Genomic DNA, 15528 nt, shown 5'->3' with positions numbered 1-15528 from the left:
TTATAAAATGCTTAATCTTCCATTTTCCAGAAAGCAATGCCTCCGGCTTGTTTACCCACTTCCGCATAGGCAACTAATTCCATCTTCTTCAGATCGATCACATCCACAGATCCTGGTTGTCCACCTTTTCCTTCGACAGAGATGAATGCATACTTAGAATCAGATGAAATAGCGATGCCGTGCGACACTTTCCGTGAATTGGTGATTTTTGTGGCCTCTTTCCCTTTTTTCAGGTTCCAAACCGCTGTGGTTCCTTCTGATTTGTAGGTGGCCACCAGTGTCTTACCGTCCGGGCTTATCTCTACATTATAGGGTCCTTTTCCTGTGGTAAAAGTTCGGGTAGTTTCCCAGGTTTTCGTATCAATCTCCAATATTTCATCTGAGCCATTTCCTGCTACATAGACTCTACCGTTAGTCGGATGCGGAATGACCCAGGTAGGTTTCACCTTTGAGTGACTCATGCCTTTGTCCATGTTCATGTGCTGGCTGTGGTCCATTCCTGCGTGCATCGAGTGATCCATACCTGCTTCTTCCTTGTCCAGTTTCAATACTTTAGACACTTGTAAGGAAAGGGCATCAATCTCGAAAAGCTCGCCGGACATCATTGCTACCGAATAGTGTTTGAGTCCGTCAGGACTGATCCGGGAGCCATGGGGCATGGAACCTGTGGTGATCTTTGTAATCTCACTCATGCTGACCGGATCCACGACAGAAACTGTACTTGGTACCATTCTTCCATGCAAATTGAAGTTCACACAAAATAGCAAACCACTGGCTTCGGAAATTTGCATGGTTGCCGGGAAAATGCCCAACTCCACATAATCCACGAGTTTGTTATTGTCCGTTCGGTATTTATAGAGCCTTCCATAAGGATTGCCATGTGCCATGGAGAGGTACCAGAATTCTCCTGAAGGGTCTACAGTGATTCCGTGCGGCCCTTCGATTTCAGTAGGCTGGTATCCTACAGCGATGGTTTCAGCAACTCGTGCCGTTTTGCCATCGAAGTGAACGACGGCCACTTCATCTTCAGATTCCGCTGCCACATAGACGTAGTAGTTCTGCGCCTGTGTTCCCCAAGCAAGCAACACAAACCCTACGGTAAGTAACATTTGTCTCACGTTTGAAAAGGATCTCATGCTGGTTTATCTCGTTTCGATTTTCGTATTCTTGGGCTTTTTCGTCTCTACTTTCACTGCCCAAAGGCCACTGTTCCAATCAGAGAAGAAAATGTGTCCTTTGTGTGGCTGAGGTCCCCAGGCCATCGGTGCATTCGCGATACGCCCTTCAGGATCTGTTCCGAGGAACCAGGCAACTTCACGGCCTTGTCGATACAGGTCTCCCATCAGATCACCAGAGATGTCCACAACTCGCAAACCTGCATTGTAATTAGCCACATACAGCAAGTCGCCATCTACCCAGTAGTTGTGTGATCCAGCTCCAGGTACTTCATATTTTGCGACTTCCTTGGGATTATCCATGTCCGTAAAATCGATGAAGTGGAGGTATCCTGCAGGAATGGTTGGGCTGTCGTCCACATGAAGTCCGTTCGGGAAAGCTTCGTCACCACCGATCACGTAGAATTTACCTGTTTGCTCATCCTTATACGGGAAGGCAGCGTGGTTCCATCCGCTAGGATAGGCGTAAGAAGAAATGATCTTTGGGTTTGCCGGGCTTCCACCAGCCATGCCGTTTCCAACGTCAACCATGAAGACGCCATCATCCCAGTTGGAAGAATACGCGATGCCATCCATGACCCATACATCGTGGATGGAGTGGCCTCTGGTCTCTAATTCAAATTCCCCAACCTTCTTAGGATTGGCAGGATCTTCAATATTGATGATGTCATAGCGTTCACCATTGCTCAACGCATAAACGTGATTTTGGTAGATGAACAGGTTGTGCACACCACCGGTCAACCCATCAGTATAGGTCGAAATTTGTTTTACATCTCTCGGATTAGTAACATCCAGTATGACGATACCATTTTTTCGATTGGAAGCCCCTTCACGTGAAAGGATGCAGATCTTGCCATCTTCGGAGACTTTCACATCGTTCACTGTTCGCGCGTCCACGGTGATCGTGTCGATGAGAACCATGTTTGCAGGATCCGTCACATCCCAGAAAAACGCTTCACCATTGCCACCCCAGGTTCCGGTAACACAATAATCTCTTCCGTCTACACCTTCCCATACCCATAGGTCTGAAGTGTGTACATCCGAAACGGCGCCTTTTCCGATCAACTGGACTTTCTCTGTGACATTTCTTGGGATCGCCTTGATGGTTTTTTGGGTAGTGATGTTCCCAAATGCAGCAGTGATGGTGTATGTTCCGGCTACGTCTGCTACGAATCGTCCATCGTTCTGGATCATGCCACTGGCATAGGAAGAGACATCTTCTGATTGTCCCTGGAATGCAAATTTTGGTTGAATACCGCTGAGTTCTTCTCCGGATTGGCCATACGCTTTGAATTTAAACGGAATCACATCACCGGTTCTTACTTCCACTACATCGCTCATGAGTTCCAGTCTACTCACTGGATTCTCTTTGACGGTCAGGTCTGTGGTGGTAGTCAGGTTGCTGATGCGTAGCGAAATGCTTGTTTTTCCAGGAGTGAGGGCCTGCAGGTTTCCAAAAGCATCAATGGTGGCCACTTCGGGATTTGAGGATTCATAGACTGGTTTGGCATTGACCATGCTAAAGCCCTTCTCATCAATCGCAGAGAATTGTATAGGCAGATTTACTCCGGTATACAATTCTGAAGGCAATTCATTGATCTCCAGGGTAGCGGGCTCACTGTAATCCACAAAAACAGGAATATCAGCCCGGCCATAGCCTTCAATTCCGGATGATCGGGCGATCACGATGATCCGACCATTTCCTGGTTCATATCCGGTGACTACTCCTTTTTCATCTACGTCAGCTATTTTTCCTTTGGAGCTGTAATAATAGAAATTCGCTTTCAGCTTTTTTCCAGATTCGTCGAAGGCAGCTACTTCCAATTGGGTAGTCCCTTCTACTTTCATATTTATTTCTTCAACATTTGGACGTACTTCTATCTTCTGAGCCATGCCCAGGAAAAGTTGACCAGAAAGTACAACGAGTAGTAAAATTCGTTTCATCGGTTGATAATTTTTATAACTGGTGACCAATCTAATAAGTAAATCAGGTTTTTTTTTGAACATTTTACAGCAATGGTGAGTAATACTTACGACTTGGATTTTTAATTTTCAGAAATTTCAAAGAGTATTGGATGTTGAATACTGTGACGATGGAGCTTGAAGAAGCTAAACAATCTTTGATAGAAGCCTGGGGAACACTCGGAGGCAACTGGGGAATCAACCGTGCGATGGCCAAAATCCACATTTTATTGATGATTTCGCCAGATCCGCTAAGTGCCGAAGATATCATGAGTGAATTGAACATTTCCCGGGGAAATGCTAACCTGAACATTCGCGCACTGATCGATTGGGGACTGGTTAGTAAGAAATTAGTGCCAGGTGAGCGCCGAGAATATTTTTATCCCGTAAAAGACATGTGGGAACTGCTGCGCATTGTAGCAGCAGAGCGCAGGAAGCGTGAAGTACAACCCGTGGCCAAAGTTTTGGATGACGTAAGCCATGTCGAGGTAGATTCTCCGGAGGCAGAAGAATTCCTGCGAGTGGTCAAAGGCTTGAAAGGCTTGATCGATAGTGGTGATCTGGTGCTTGATATCCTGACAAAACTCGAGAAGAACAGATTCGTCAAAGGATTGCTTACCATGCGGTAAGTAATTCCAATTACTTATTCTCCGGATCCAGCGTTGCGCTGGAAGATCATTGTGACAGTTGATGAGAGAAAGGCCAGCAATGCGCCTAAAACGATGTTAAAGGATTGGGTAGCCAGTTCCTGGATATCACCAGCGCTGTTATTCACATCTTTCATGAATTCATCCAACAAGGCATTGAAAGCCTCATTGACCAAAGGATCAGGTGTCTTTACATATTGATTGGTGATCTCATAGTGCTTTTGTCTGATGAGTTCGTATTTCTTTAAAACCTTGTCAGGATCATTGAAATCCTGTTCCCAAAAGGCGACATAAGCAATCTCCAATAAGATGCTAAGATATATGGCCATGAGGGTGAACCAACGCGCCAGTATATAAACGTCCTTCTTTTTTTTAGGGGGTAAAGGCCGAGGTGGCTTATTCTGTGTTGTCAGTACATGGGTAGCAGTAACCAAATGCAGTGTCAACTCGATGGATTGAACTAATCTCATATAAGCTTGAGTCATGCAATTACTGATCTGATCCGTTTTTTAAAGTGGGTTCTGCTCCACCTGGCTACTCTGTTCAGGATTTTGGCTTTCCTCTTTCTCATATCGATTCATCAAGATGGTATGCAAAAAAGCTCAAGCTACGCTTCGATAAATTGAACAAATCTGAGTATGAAATAACTATTTGTCGTATAACTAAATAGTGTCACGATCTACGATGGTTTGTTGAATGAACGGCTAAATCTCAGCGGTCTTGAGAGCTATTACTATCGGTAAGAATAGTAGGCAGATGAGAATCATTACCATTCAAAAACAGTAATCTATCTGGGGAAAAGAGGTGGAATTTTTGATAAATCAATTGAAATCACCCGTATTTTTAAGGAGAAATCGTTTTAAAATTACCGATAAAATAAGAAAAACCTCCGTTTAAACCTTCTCAGTACACTTCCAGCTGTTTTTGCTTCACAAACTTTCAATACTTTTTGAAAGTTTGATATATCTCGTATATTTGTAGAGAACTAAACTTACAAAAGTATGTCTGAGGTAGAATTCGGAACCGCAATCAATAGCTATGCTAAGCCACTTTTTGGATTTGCTATGAAACTCACCAAAGACGATAGTGACGCGAAGGATTTGATGCAGGAGACTTTCGTCAAAGCGTATACCAATAAGGATAAATTTCGTGAAGGAACTAACCTCAACGCGTGGCTGTTTACCATCATGAAGAATTCATTCATCACCCAGTACCAGAAGGCGGCCAGACAAAAGACATACGTTGATAACTCTGAAGACCTTCACTTGCTCAATACGGCTGTTTCTCACAATGAGGGTGCCAGAAACCTGAGCTTGCATGAGTTGGAAGCCAGAATTGCGGCACTGGATGAGAAGCACAGAAGGCCGTTCGTGCTTTATACCAAAGGATTCAAATATCAAGAGATTGCCGAGCAATTGAACATCCCGCTGGGAACAGTGAAAAACAGAATTCACGTGGCCAGGCATGACCTACAAGCATACGTGATGAAGTTTAGAGGTGACAAAGTAAGAATGAACTAAGCAGACGATTTGTATTTTAGATTTAGATAGTTTTGAAAAGGCGGCCGGTTTTACCCCGGTCGTTTTTTTTGATAATTAGTTGTACAAAAACTCAACTAATATATAACTTGTGCGTTTGTACAAGAAATGAATACTCATGAGAGGTGAACATATTGGAGAATTGGAGGAATTGGTATTGCTCACGGTCGGAGCGTTGGACCGGGAAGCATATGCTGTCCTGATCATGGAAGAGATCAAGAACAACTCCAGTAGAAATATGGATGTGACAGCCATACATTCCGTGTTGCGCCGGTTAGAGAAAAAAGGATTTGTCGCTTCCGAAATGGGAGGAGCTACAGCAGAACGTGGAGGCAGAAGAAAGCGGTTTTTCACACTGACTCGTTCGGGCAGGAAGGTCCTGGACGAAACCATGGATCTTCGGATGAATCTGTATGCCAAACTGCCGAAACTTACTTTCTCTACCCTTTCATGAGCCCTCATCCACCCAGATGGGCCGATCGATTCCTGCAATGGTTCTGTCGTCGGGATATATTGGAGGACCTGCAAGGTGACTTGTATGAGATATTCGATCATGTGGTAGCTGTAAAAGGTCAGAGAAGGGCTAGCTGGATCTTTGTCTGGCTCGTTTTCAGGTCATTCCGCCCTTCTGCCATCCGGTTAAATGTCAAAGTCAAAAACTCAATTTTTATGCAATCCAAGATCAATTTGAAAGTAGCCTTTAGGGTACTCAAACGAGATCGGTCCAACTCCCTCATCAATCTGTTAGGGCTGACCATTGGGATCTCTTGTTTCATTTTATTAGGTCTGTATGTTAAGCAAGAGCTTAGCTACGATCACTTTCATAGCAAAAAAGACCGCATCTACAGGTCATGGTTAAAAGAGGATTACGGGGAAGGTAAGATCTTTTTCAATTCCAATACCCCGTTACGTTTCGAATCGCTTCTGGAAGAGAATTTCCCGGAAGTTGAACGGTCAGTTCAGATCACCAGATTTGAATTCCTGACAGGTAAGGGGGAGAATAAGCTTCGGGAAGAAGTGTATGTCGTTTCACCGGATTTACTGGAGGTATTTGATTTTAAACTGCTGGCAGGTAACCCGGAATCTCCTATTCCTACTAGAAATGACCTGTTGATTTCGGAACAATTTGCGAGGAAGTATTTCGGAAATGAAAATCCGGTAGGACAGCCGTTTTACCTGTCGATAGGTCCGGAGTTGAGAGAGTTCACGATCACGGCTTTAATGGCTGATATTCCTTCGGAATCCAGTGTGCAGTTCGACCTGGCCATTTCCTCCGCGAATGATGATATCCTCTATGACGACCGGGTAAGACAGGCGTGGTTTACAATCATACCAGAGACCTACGTGCTGATCAATGAAAATTCGTCGATTCAGACGGTGGAAGCGGGCATGCAGGATGTGGTCATGTCTTATCTGGAAGGCGAGGTAGAGCGAGATGTGTATCAGATTGGATTTCAACCACTGACGGATATTCACTTAAATCCTGATATTCCCCTGGGTTTTGCTCCGGTGGGAAACCCTGAATATGTATCGATCCTCGGTTTTGTCGGGATACTGGTACTGATCATCGCTTGTATTAATTACACCACCTTATCTGCGGGACAATCGATCAAACGCGCCAAAGAAGTGGGCGTGCGGAAAGTAATGGGAGCACCAAGAAAAGGATTGATGGGTCAATACCTGACAGAGAGTGTCCTTATGTCACAGGTAGCCATGCTGTTGGGGACAGTAATCGCCATTGTGTTGATTCCTACTTTTAATTTACTGACTGGTGTTACCTTGTCCTATGCCTTCCAATGGTGGCACATTGGGTTGTATTTTGCAATCGGTTTGTTCATCGGATTGCTGGCAGGGGCTTATCCAGCATTGGTCATTTCCGGTTTCAAGACAGTAAGTATCTTGAGAGGTTCCTTACAATCAGTAGGAGGGATGTCTGTTCGAAAAGGACTAGTGGTCGTCCAGTTTTTGATGACTGTTTTCTTACTGAGTACGACCCTGATCATGAAAAAACAGGTGAATTACCTGAAAAATGCTGACCTGGGGTATGACTATGAAGCGGTGATTTCCACGCAATTGCCAAGCGATCCCGAAGCTCAAAGACTTTCACAGCAGATCACCTCAGGAATGGAAAATGGTGAGTTGTTAAAAGCCAGGTTGGAGCAATATCCTGAAATTTCAAGGATAGCCCGAGGTAGCCATATTTTCGGAACGAATGGCTGGACGGGGTTGGCCTATACGGATGATAAGGGGGTTTTTCGTCAGTTTCGACTCTTAGTGGTAGATGATGATTACCTGGATGCTTTTGGTATTGAAATCGTGGATGGTAGAGGTTTTGAAGCGAATAATGGTTTGGACCGTCGCCAATCGGTGATCCTGAATGAAACGGCTGCCAAATATTTTGATTTGGAGAAACCTGTTGGAAGTAAACTCCCGGGCAATGACTTTGATGAACACCGGATCATTGGGGTTGCTAAGGATTTTCATTTCACTTCCTTGCATTCGGAAATTGAGCCTTTGGTCATTGTGCAAAACATTATACCTATAGCCCGTGGTGTATCCGATAGTGATTTTGGGGATACGGTCGTGCCAAAATTGGTGTTTACCTATTCCGGATCCAATTTGACGAAAGGAACTGAAATTTTGCAGAAGGAGTGGGAAGCACTGTTTCCCAACGTGAGTTGGAACTTTGAATTTATCAGCGAAAATCTACAAAATCAGTATCAGGGTGAGATTCGAATGAACCGACTGATCACTGTAGCAACCGTGCTGTCCATCGTCATTGCTAGTTTGGGTTTGTTAGGGCTGATCATGCTAGTAGCCAATGCCAAACTCAAAGAAATTGGTATCCGCAAAGTGATGGGTGCCTCGGCCGGGGCCATCTTCAAGCTGCTATCGAAGGGGTTTGTCTGGCAGTTGTTGATTGCTATTGTACTATCCATTCCTCTGACTATTTGGCTTATGAATAGCTGGCTTGAAAATTTTGCCTACCGCACAGACATTGGCGCCGGGCTATTTGTGATCAGTGCATTATTGTCCGTCATCGTAGCAGGTCTGGTGATCTTGTACCATACTGTTCGCGCTATGCGCGTAAACCCTATTAAGTCATTGCGGATGGAATGATGCTTCGACAGCCAAGTGAGATTTAGCAGGATATTAACTATCCCGGCTCTCGTGCCGGGGTGTCCGACCAGGGATCTTCTAATTTGAAGGTTTCTGATAAGGGTTTCAATAATCTACAAACAAAGCGTCAGGTTAACTAGGCGTTCCCGAGCTTGTCGAAACCTAGAAAGACCACTTTACCCTGGCGTACATTACATAAACATCATCACTATCGCTCCAGGCGAAGATCTGCCCAATTAGGTCCAGATCCAGGTTGCTAAGCATACTCCATGTCAGGAAGGGGTTAATGAACACACCCTGATTACCTGGAAAAGTCATCGTTGAAATTCCAACATTGAAAAGGGGATGAGCAGGAAAACTGGCCTGAAGAAAAGCAGAATAGCGATAAGGAGACAAGGAACGAACATCCAGGTTGGCGGTACTTGCCTGGAGTAACGAACCACTCGTTATGGGTGCAGAATTGAATAAGATAGATCCATTGAGGTAAAGTGAGTTGGCGAATACGTAATCTCCGGAAATGGATGCCAGAAAAGTCCGTTGATCTGTATTTCCAAGTGGTTCAAAGTAGGTCATTTCACCTTTGAAGCCTGCATTGCCGATACTGCCTGCCCAACCGCCACCAAGTACGAAATTGTTGCGCATGACACCACTGAGTACCTGAAAGTCGTAGTTATGCTGATTCCATTTGTACAAGTAAGCAGCGGTGACTTCATCCAATTCATCAGCCATGGAAACAGCGATCTCGTAGCCTCCCGCGTAGCCCCGGTATTTCTGGAAACGAATGGCGTCACTACCCGGCCTTTCTTCATAGTCAAAATCAAAGAAGGAGTACGCATTGAAGATGTCATTTGGATTCCAGGCCAGGTTTACGCCCCAGTTGATGCGCTGCCTGCCGACACTCAGGGACCAGCTTTCCTGTTTCCATTCCGCATAGGCCCGATCGATCATGCTATGAATCACCAGATCGTTTTTATCGACCACCAATATGGACGCATCGAAGTAGTCATCATTTACATCAATGAATTCGCCATAATTCGGAATTTGAGAGACGAAATCACCGAAAAAGATCCGATTCCTGACTTCCAATCGGAATTGAAATTGCTGACTGGGAAACCAACGGAAGTTCAACCGGTTGTGAATGAGATTGTCTATAGCTACATCGTCCTGACTGGGAAGAATATTCATAGAAACCATGTCCTTCAGATAACCGGAAAGTCGTGTGGTTTTTTTCTTCTCTTCCTCCTCTTCCTGCGCCACCAATGAGGTGGCCAGCAGCAATAAGATCAGTAGTAGAAAACTACTTTTTTTCATCGGAAACGATCTTTCCATCTTCCAGCGTGATCACACGTTTGGCTTTATCAATCACCCGTTGATCGTGGGTGGAGAACACAAAAGTAACTTGCTCTTCCTCGTTCATTTGAGCCATGATGTCCAACAGATCTGAGGTAGACTTGGAATCCAGGTTGGCCGTAGGTTCATCTGCCAGGATCACTTTTGGCTTACTCGCCAAGGCTCTTGCTACTGCCACTCGTTGTTGCTGGCCGCCGGACAATTCTGAGGGCTTCCGGTCTAAAGTTGCTAAAAGCCCCATTTTTGACATTAATTCATTCACGCGTTCATCACGATCCTTCTTGCTCATGTCCTGCAACAACATAATGAATTCCACATTTTCTTTAGCAGTCAAAACAGGCACCAGGTTGTAGGATTGGAACACAAACCCAATATGTTTCAGACGGAAGTCGGTCAATTGGGCTTCTTTCATTTCATGGATCGCCTGATGATCGACGGTCACGTTTCCTGAAGTAGGTTGATCCAGACCGCCAATCATATTGAGTAGCGTCGTTTTACCACAACCTGACGGGCCCACGAGCGCGGTGAACTCACCCGTTTCGACATGAAGAGATACACCGTTGATGGCGTGAACAGGGATGCTGTCCGGGTTATATACTTTTTCTAGTTGATGTGTTTCGATGACGTTCATAATCACAATTTTCGAATGGCTTCAAGAGGATTCAAATGGATGGCTTTGAGGGCCGGGTAGATGGCACCAACAAACGCGGTGAAGATTACCACCAGCATGAGGCTGATGTATTCACTGCCTTGCATGGCAGGATAAAAAATGGCTTCCGCGCCATATTGGGCCAGTGCATCTGCATAGGCACTCATGTCCAGTCCTTTGGTGTTGAGCCAGGTGATTGTCGCTAGTCCAAGTAAGCAACCTACAGGTCCACCCAACATCCCGAGGAAAAGCGTCTCTAGCAGAATCATACTAAACACTTTGCTTTTGTGCATGCCAATCGATCTTAACATGCCTATTTCACGAGTACGTTCCAATACGGCCATGAGCATCGTATTGATGATCCCGAAGAGTAAAGCCAGCATCATGATCACGGTCATGATCCGGGTAATCATTTCGGAGGACTCTTCCATCAAATTGAATTGCGGTGCTACTTCTTTGTAGGACCTTACTGAATTGCTAGTGAACTGTGCAATTTGAATTTGTGTAGAGTCAATGGCTTGTGCACTGTGGAGCAGGATCCCTATTTCATGTGGTTGATCGATCAGGGTAAGTTTGGCCAGGTCGTCTTTTCGCACATAAACGACACCCTCGTTGATGGCCGGCGATTTTGAATTGAAGATGCCCTCCACGCGAAAAGCGGCAGCAGTGATCTCGTTGGTTTTATCCTGAAAGGTTAGGACAACCTTAGATCGTATCTTGACCTTAAGTTTTTCAGCCAATTTTTCACTGATCAGGATGGGGTTGCGTTTGAATTTCTGAAAATAAGTGCCTTCCACCATTTGCTCGGAAAGTTGAGTCGTGTTAGCTTCTTTCGCCGGGTCGATGCCAAAGACCTGGATGCCAGTATTGGTTTTTGGAGAAGCCAACATGGCATTCACTTTCATTCGATCAGAATAGGACAGAATTTCTTCAATTTGTCCCAAATGGTCTTCCAACCCAGCATAATCCTCTAAAACGTATTTTAGGTCCGGATCTTCCAGATAATCTGCATGATGTATCTGGATATGGGCGTATTCATAGTTGACAGCACTCCGAATGAATGCATCACCAAAGCTATTGTAGAAGCCGATCATAAAAATCAAGGCCCAAACGCCAATCGCGATGGCTCCTATAACAGTGAGGCTGCGTCGCCGTGACCGCCAGATATTTTTCCATGATAATTTAGCAATCATTCTTTCAGGGCTTTAATGATTTTCAGTCGTTTGATGTACATCATCGGGTAGATTCCCAATAGCAAGGAGATCAACAACACCACAATGGCCTGATTGTAGAAAATGACCGGGTCCATCGAAAAAGGCATGATGGCTTCGTATCCAAAACTTTCGAAGGCTTTGGCGTAATCACCTGTGAAATAGATCGGGTTGTGATAGAAATAGATAACCAATGGTGTGCTGGCTAATAGTCCGACGGCAACGCCTACGAAGGTCAAAAAGATGATTTCCAGTGCTACAGTGACTTGGATCTTCGAGCGTTTCATCCCAATGGAATTTAGGATGCCAAATTCATAAGTCCGTTCTTTGGTCATCATCAGGAAAGTGCCGAGGATACCAAACCCTATCACTGCATAGAGGATGTAGATCATCATCAAACCACCGTAGTAGTCCATTTCGATGCTCTGGATCAGTTCTGGCATCATCTCTTCCCAATTCATGACCGTCAAGTTGGAGCCTTCCATCTGCTGCTGAACAGATTGTTGAACTTCAACCATGTCTTTGACTTGTAGTAATAAAATTGATTGGGAGGTGATCATTTCAGGTGCGCCGTAAAATACCTGAGCGGTTGCCAATGGCATGTAAACCGCTGTTTGATTGAACTCCGGGACCGGGAATTTTAAGAAACCAACCACATGATATTTGCCAACAGCATTTACCCCATGATACCCCTGACTTATCAGTACCAGTGTGTCACCCAATTGCATGCCCATGTACTCGGCTAGCCCTTCGGCGATCATGATCCCTTCATCTTTCAGGTATGCACCTTGCGTTACTTTCTTGTCTAGCAAGGTCAGTTGTGCTTCCTTCTCCGGGTCGATGCCATTGATCATGACTCCTTTTGTATGATTTTCGTAGGAGGCCAGCGCGAATGAGGATAGTCTTGGCACACTGACTGCCACTTGGTCATCATTTAATTGAAGGTTTGCTATTTCCTCGATCAAGTAAGAGTTGTCCAGTACTTTGTCGTCCCAGTATTCCTCCTGATGCACGGCAAGGTGTCCGGTATAAAACCGTACCGAGTTGTCAATCATTCGCTCGTAAGAACCGAGCTGCATGGACTGCATCACCACCGCAAAAAACACCGCGAAAGCGATCGAAGAAGCCGTGATCCAGGTCCGTTTCTTATTGCGCCAGACATTTCGCCAGGCCATGATGAGATAGAGTTTCATGTTAGCCTATCTTAATCTTTTCAGGTTCTGCAAGGAAAAGAACCGGTCATCCAGCTCCACATCAAAAGCCATTTTCTCATAGATCATGACCGTTTTTTGATCGGGGTTTTCTGCCGGGATCATTTCTAGTCGGGAGGGGATGCTTCGATTACCAAATTGCTTAATGTCGGACAAGACCATGGTGTTGATCAGAAAGCCATCTTCATCGTAATACTTGAAAAGCAACTGGAAATAATTATGCTGCTCGACGTAGGCGAGGATACGTCCCCATACTACCGGTGCATCTTCATGTGGGATCAGTTCCAGTTTCCACGCCGTGTATTCCCCGATAGTGGTATCGCCTAACAGGCGATGCTCATAGTCTTTCACGATGGAGGACTCCCTTACCAGGTCATCATTGGTAAAATCCGAACCCATCCAGCTCTGCATCATCATGGAAGGTGGCATTTTGATCACCCGATCAATCGTTGGTTGCCAATTCCACAATTCCTTCTCTCGTTTTAGAAACCCTGTACCCGCATCTCGAGCTGGGTCCGTGATCAAGGTCAGGCTGTATTCATTGCCTTTCGACCAGGTTTTCATGCCGATTTCGCGGGTCCATTTGGGCCGTACTATGGTCATTTTCATCTCACCTTGCGATGAGTTACCCTGCATTAATTGATCTGCTTTTTGCACGATCTCTTTGGCAGTTTGTCCCCATAAAGCAGTCGCGCTAAACAGGGAGAACATCAGAAAAAAATATTGCTTTTTCATAGCAAATGATACTTATCTCGAAGTGTTTGTTCCATTTCAGTGAGGTAGTCCTGCTCATTGAATACATAGTACTGCATGCCGATTCCATCAAAGAGCGCACCTAAAATGCGTGCTTCCGCCGTAGGATTTTCATACCCTAATTCCCGAAAAAGCTCGGTAAACATGGCCACATATCCATTCGCTTTCTGAGTAGCCATTTCATGGATGAAATCAAAATCGTGCACTTGTACCGTCAGGTTGATGAATAAAGCCCACTGGTGCTCATGTTCTCGCATTTCCCGAAAGAACCAATCGATGATTTTATTGAGTCGGTCCTTTGCACTTCCTGTCATTAATTCAGAGACCTTTTCCTGGCCACCTTCTATGAAGAAGTCCACCAGTTGCTTCAGGATGTCTTCTTTGCTATCGAAATAGTGGTAGATCAGGCCTTTCGAAATACCGGCTTTTTTTACGATATCCGAAATGGTCGTGCTTTTGTAGCCTTTGGTTCCGAATAGCTCCAGTGAGGATTCCAGAATCTTTTGGCGAGAAGCGTCTCGCAGTTCTTTGAATTGTTCACTTGAACGAGGGCTCATACTTTGACTGAACGTTTGGTCAATAAAAAAGTTCTCAAATATATGGCAAATTTTATTGTCGCCTTGATTCGATCAAATGAGTAAAATCATTCATTAGAATGAGATGCGTAGGAAGATTTGAAATATGAGGGTATAGGGTTCTTGGCAGATTAAAACATCACTTAAAGTCTGGTGTGCGTTTGCAATGCCTAACTCGCTAGTGCTATGGTAGTAATTTTATGGGAATCAACCTTAAAAACGCTCGCTAATTTCTTTAAAACAACACCCAATAAATAATGCCCCCATATAACACCCACTTCACCACATAGTAAAGTCGCTCGTTGTAAGCCTTGAGTTTTTTGCCTACGAGGCGCTGGGCATAGAGGTACTTGAAGATCTTGTTCAGGAACCCTGTTTTGTCATTGGAGTCATTAGGAGATTTGGCAGCGGCCACAATGAACCACGAGAAAAAGTCATTAAGCCATTTGCCCAAACGATTTTTCATGGGTCGACGGACATCACAGAAGAAGATCAGGCGATCTTGTTCGGTGCGATTCTCGGCATGGTGCAAATAGGTCTCGTCAAACAAGACCGCTTCACCATCACGCCAGGCATACGTTTGGTTGTCCACGTCAATGAAACAATCGTCCGAATTAGGAGTCTCTAAACCCAAATGATATCTCAAAGAGCCCGCATAGGGATCACGGTGTTTGGGTAGCTTAGAACCTGCAGGCAATACCACAAACATGGCGGCCTTTACGGAGGGCGTTTGCTTCAAGAGTTCGATAGTTCTGGGGCACTGATCAATCGAGGAAGGGTGAAAATCCTTGGAGTACCATTTCAGGTAAAATCGCTTCCAGCCCCGGCGAAAGAATGAGTTAAATCCAATGTCGTTGTATTTGTCCGATCCCTTAATGGTTTGGTTTCGGTTCAGATCCAGTGCTTCTTCTTTCAGTACTTCCCAGTTTTGAGTCAGTACTTCCAACTCGGGAACATCGTTTAGTTTCAGGAAAGGCTTGTTTTGAACGCTCGAAAAGGCATACATCAATAAGTTGATAGGCGCCATGAAGGTCGAGTGGTCAAAGATCTGACGGCTGAATTTGAATCGACGTTCCCCCCTGAAATGGATGATCGATCCACAAGCGGCAAAAAAAGTAATGATGATCACACCTGGTGACGTCAGTAAATTCAGCACTCCCATACATTCGCAAAGTTGAGCAATTGGTATTTGCCTCCCAAATTCCAGGATGCTAAAGTCCTTGTGCTAACAAACCCAAAACACGAATTCTTTCCTGCATATCCGGTAAAAAGTCGCGATCATCGATTTTTCATTCCTGATGCATAATCATTAACTTAATTTTGATTTTTTAATCAAC

The 15528-nt window shown here is 44.8% G+C and carries 14 protein-coding genes; 4 read left to right on the top strand and 10 right to left on the bottom strand.

Features of this window, described 5'->3' with window-relative positions:
* Positions 1–11 precede the first annotated feature (11 nt).
* Positions 12–1136, bottom strand: coding sequence for a YncE family protein (locus R8G66_15130; protein ID MDW3193702.1), 1125 nt, complete (start codon positions 1134–1136; stop codon positions 12–14).
* Positions 1137–1142: 6 nt separating this feature from the next.
* Positions 1143–3119, bottom strand: a complete 1977-nt coding sequence (locus R8G66_15125) for an Ig-like domain-containing protein (protein MDW3193701.1) — start codon at positions 3117–3119, stop codon at positions 1143–1145.
* Positions 3120–3268: 149 nt separating this feature from the next.
* Here R8G66_15125 and R8G66_15120 point away from each other — a divergent pair, with 149 nt between their 5' ends.
* Positions 3269–3766, top strand: coding sequence for a transcriptional regulator (locus R8G66_15120; GenBank protein ID MDW3193700.1), 498 nt, complete (start codon positions 3269–3271; stop codon positions 3764–3766).
* Positions 3767–3780: 14 nt separating this feature from the next.
* Here the strand turns inward: R8G66_15120 and R8G66_15115 are convergent, their stop codons facing one another.
* Positions 3781–4254: a hypothetical protein gene (locus R8G66_15115; GenBank protein ID MDW3193699.1), complete on the bottom strand. Its 474-nt coding sequence runs from the start codon at positions 4252–4254 to the stop codon at positions 3781–3783.
* A 531-nt stretch (positions 4255–4785) separates the two neighbouring features.
* On the opposite strand from R8G66_15115, the gene R8G66_15110 reads away from it, so the two are divergent.
* The 3 genes from R8G66_15110 to R8G66_15100 all read left to right on the top strand — a co-directional run bounded on the left by R8G66_15110 (position 4786) and on the right by R8G66_15100 (position 8442).
* Positions 4786–5304, top strand: a complete 519-nt coding sequence (locus R8G66_15110) for an RNA polymerase sigma factor (GenBank protein ID MDW3193698.1) — start codon at positions 4786–4788, stop codon at positions 5302–5304.
* 136 nt (positions 5305–5440) lie between these two features.
* On the top strand, positions 5441–5776 hold the full coding sequence (locus R8G66_15105; protein MDW3193697.1) for a PadR family transcriptional regulator: 336 nt from the start codon (positions 5441–5443) through the stop codon (positions 5774–5776).
* The gene (locus tag R8G66_15100) at positions 5773–8442 is read left to right on the top strand and encodes an ABC transporter permease (protein ID MDW3193696.1); all 2670 of its coding nucleotides are present in this window, start codon (positions 5773–5775) and stop codon (positions 8440–8442) included. The genes R8G66_15105 and R8G66_15100 overlap by 4 nt, the downstream gene beginning before the upstream one ends.
* Before the next feature lie 162 nt (positions 8443–8604).
* Here the strand turns inward: R8G66_15100 and R8G66_15095 are convergent, their stop codons facing one another.
* The 7 genes from R8G66_15095 to R8G66_15065 all read right to left on the bottom strand — a co-directional run bounded on the left by R8G66_15095 (position 8605) and on the right by R8G66_15065 (position 15353).
* Positions 8605–9753 carry a hypothetical protein gene (locus R8G66_15095; protein MDW3193695.1) on the bottom strand — a complete coding sequence of 383 codons (1149 nt, stop codon included), beginning with the start codon at positions 9751–9753 and terminating at the stop codon, positions 8605–8607.
* Positions 9740–10423 carry an ABC transporter ATP-binding protein gene (locus tag R8G66_15090; protein MDW3193694.1) on the bottom strand — a complete coding sequence of 228 codons (684 nt, stop codon included), beginning with the start codon at positions 10421–10423 and terminating at the stop codon, positions 9740–9742. Before R8G66_15090 ends, R8G66_15095 begins: the two co-directional genes overlap by 14 nt.
* 2 nt (positions 10424–10425) lie before the next feature.
* Positions 10426–11634: an FtsX-like permease family protein gene (locus R8G66_15085; protein ID MDW3193693.1), complete on the bottom strand. Its 1209-nt coding sequence runs from the start codon at positions 11632–11634 to the stop codon at positions 10426–10428.
* Positions 11631–12845: an FtsX-like permease family protein gene (locus R8G66_15080; GenBank protein ID MDW3193692.1), complete on the bottom strand. Its 1215-nt coding sequence runs from the start codon at positions 12843–12845 to the stop codon at positions 11631–11633. Before R8G66_15080 ends, R8G66_15085 begins: the two co-directional genes overlap by 4 nt.
* 6 nt (positions 12846–12851) lie before the next feature.
* A complete protein-coding gene (locus R8G66_15075) occupies positions 12852–13598 on the bottom strand; it encodes an outer membrane lipoprotein-sorting protein (GenBank protein MDW3193691.1) in 747 nt (248 codons plus the stop codon).
* Positions 13595–14173 (bottom strand): TetR/AcrR family transcriptional regulator, encoded by a 579-nt coding sequence (locus R8G66_15070; protein ID MDW3193690.1) that lies wholly within the window; start codon positions 14171–14173, stop codon positions 13595–13597. The genes R8G66_15075 and R8G66_15070 overlap by 4 nt, the downstream gene beginning before the upstream one ends.
* Positions 14174–14426: 253 nt before the next feature.
* Complete coding sequence (locus R8G66_15065) at positions 14427–15353, bottom strand: aspartyl/asparaginyl beta-hydroxylase domain-containing protein (protein ID MDW3193689.1); 927 nt, start codon at positions 15351–15353, stop codon at positions 14427–14429.
* Between the last annotated feature and the right edge of the window lie 175 nt (positions 15354–15528).

It is taken from the genome of Cytophagales bacterium (assembly GCA_033344775.1).
Classification (GTDB): domain Bacteria; phylum Bacteroidota; class Bacteroidia; order Cytophagales; family Cyclobacteriaceae; genus JAWPMT01.
This window is presented reverse-complemented; position numbering and strand designations above follow the sequence as displayed.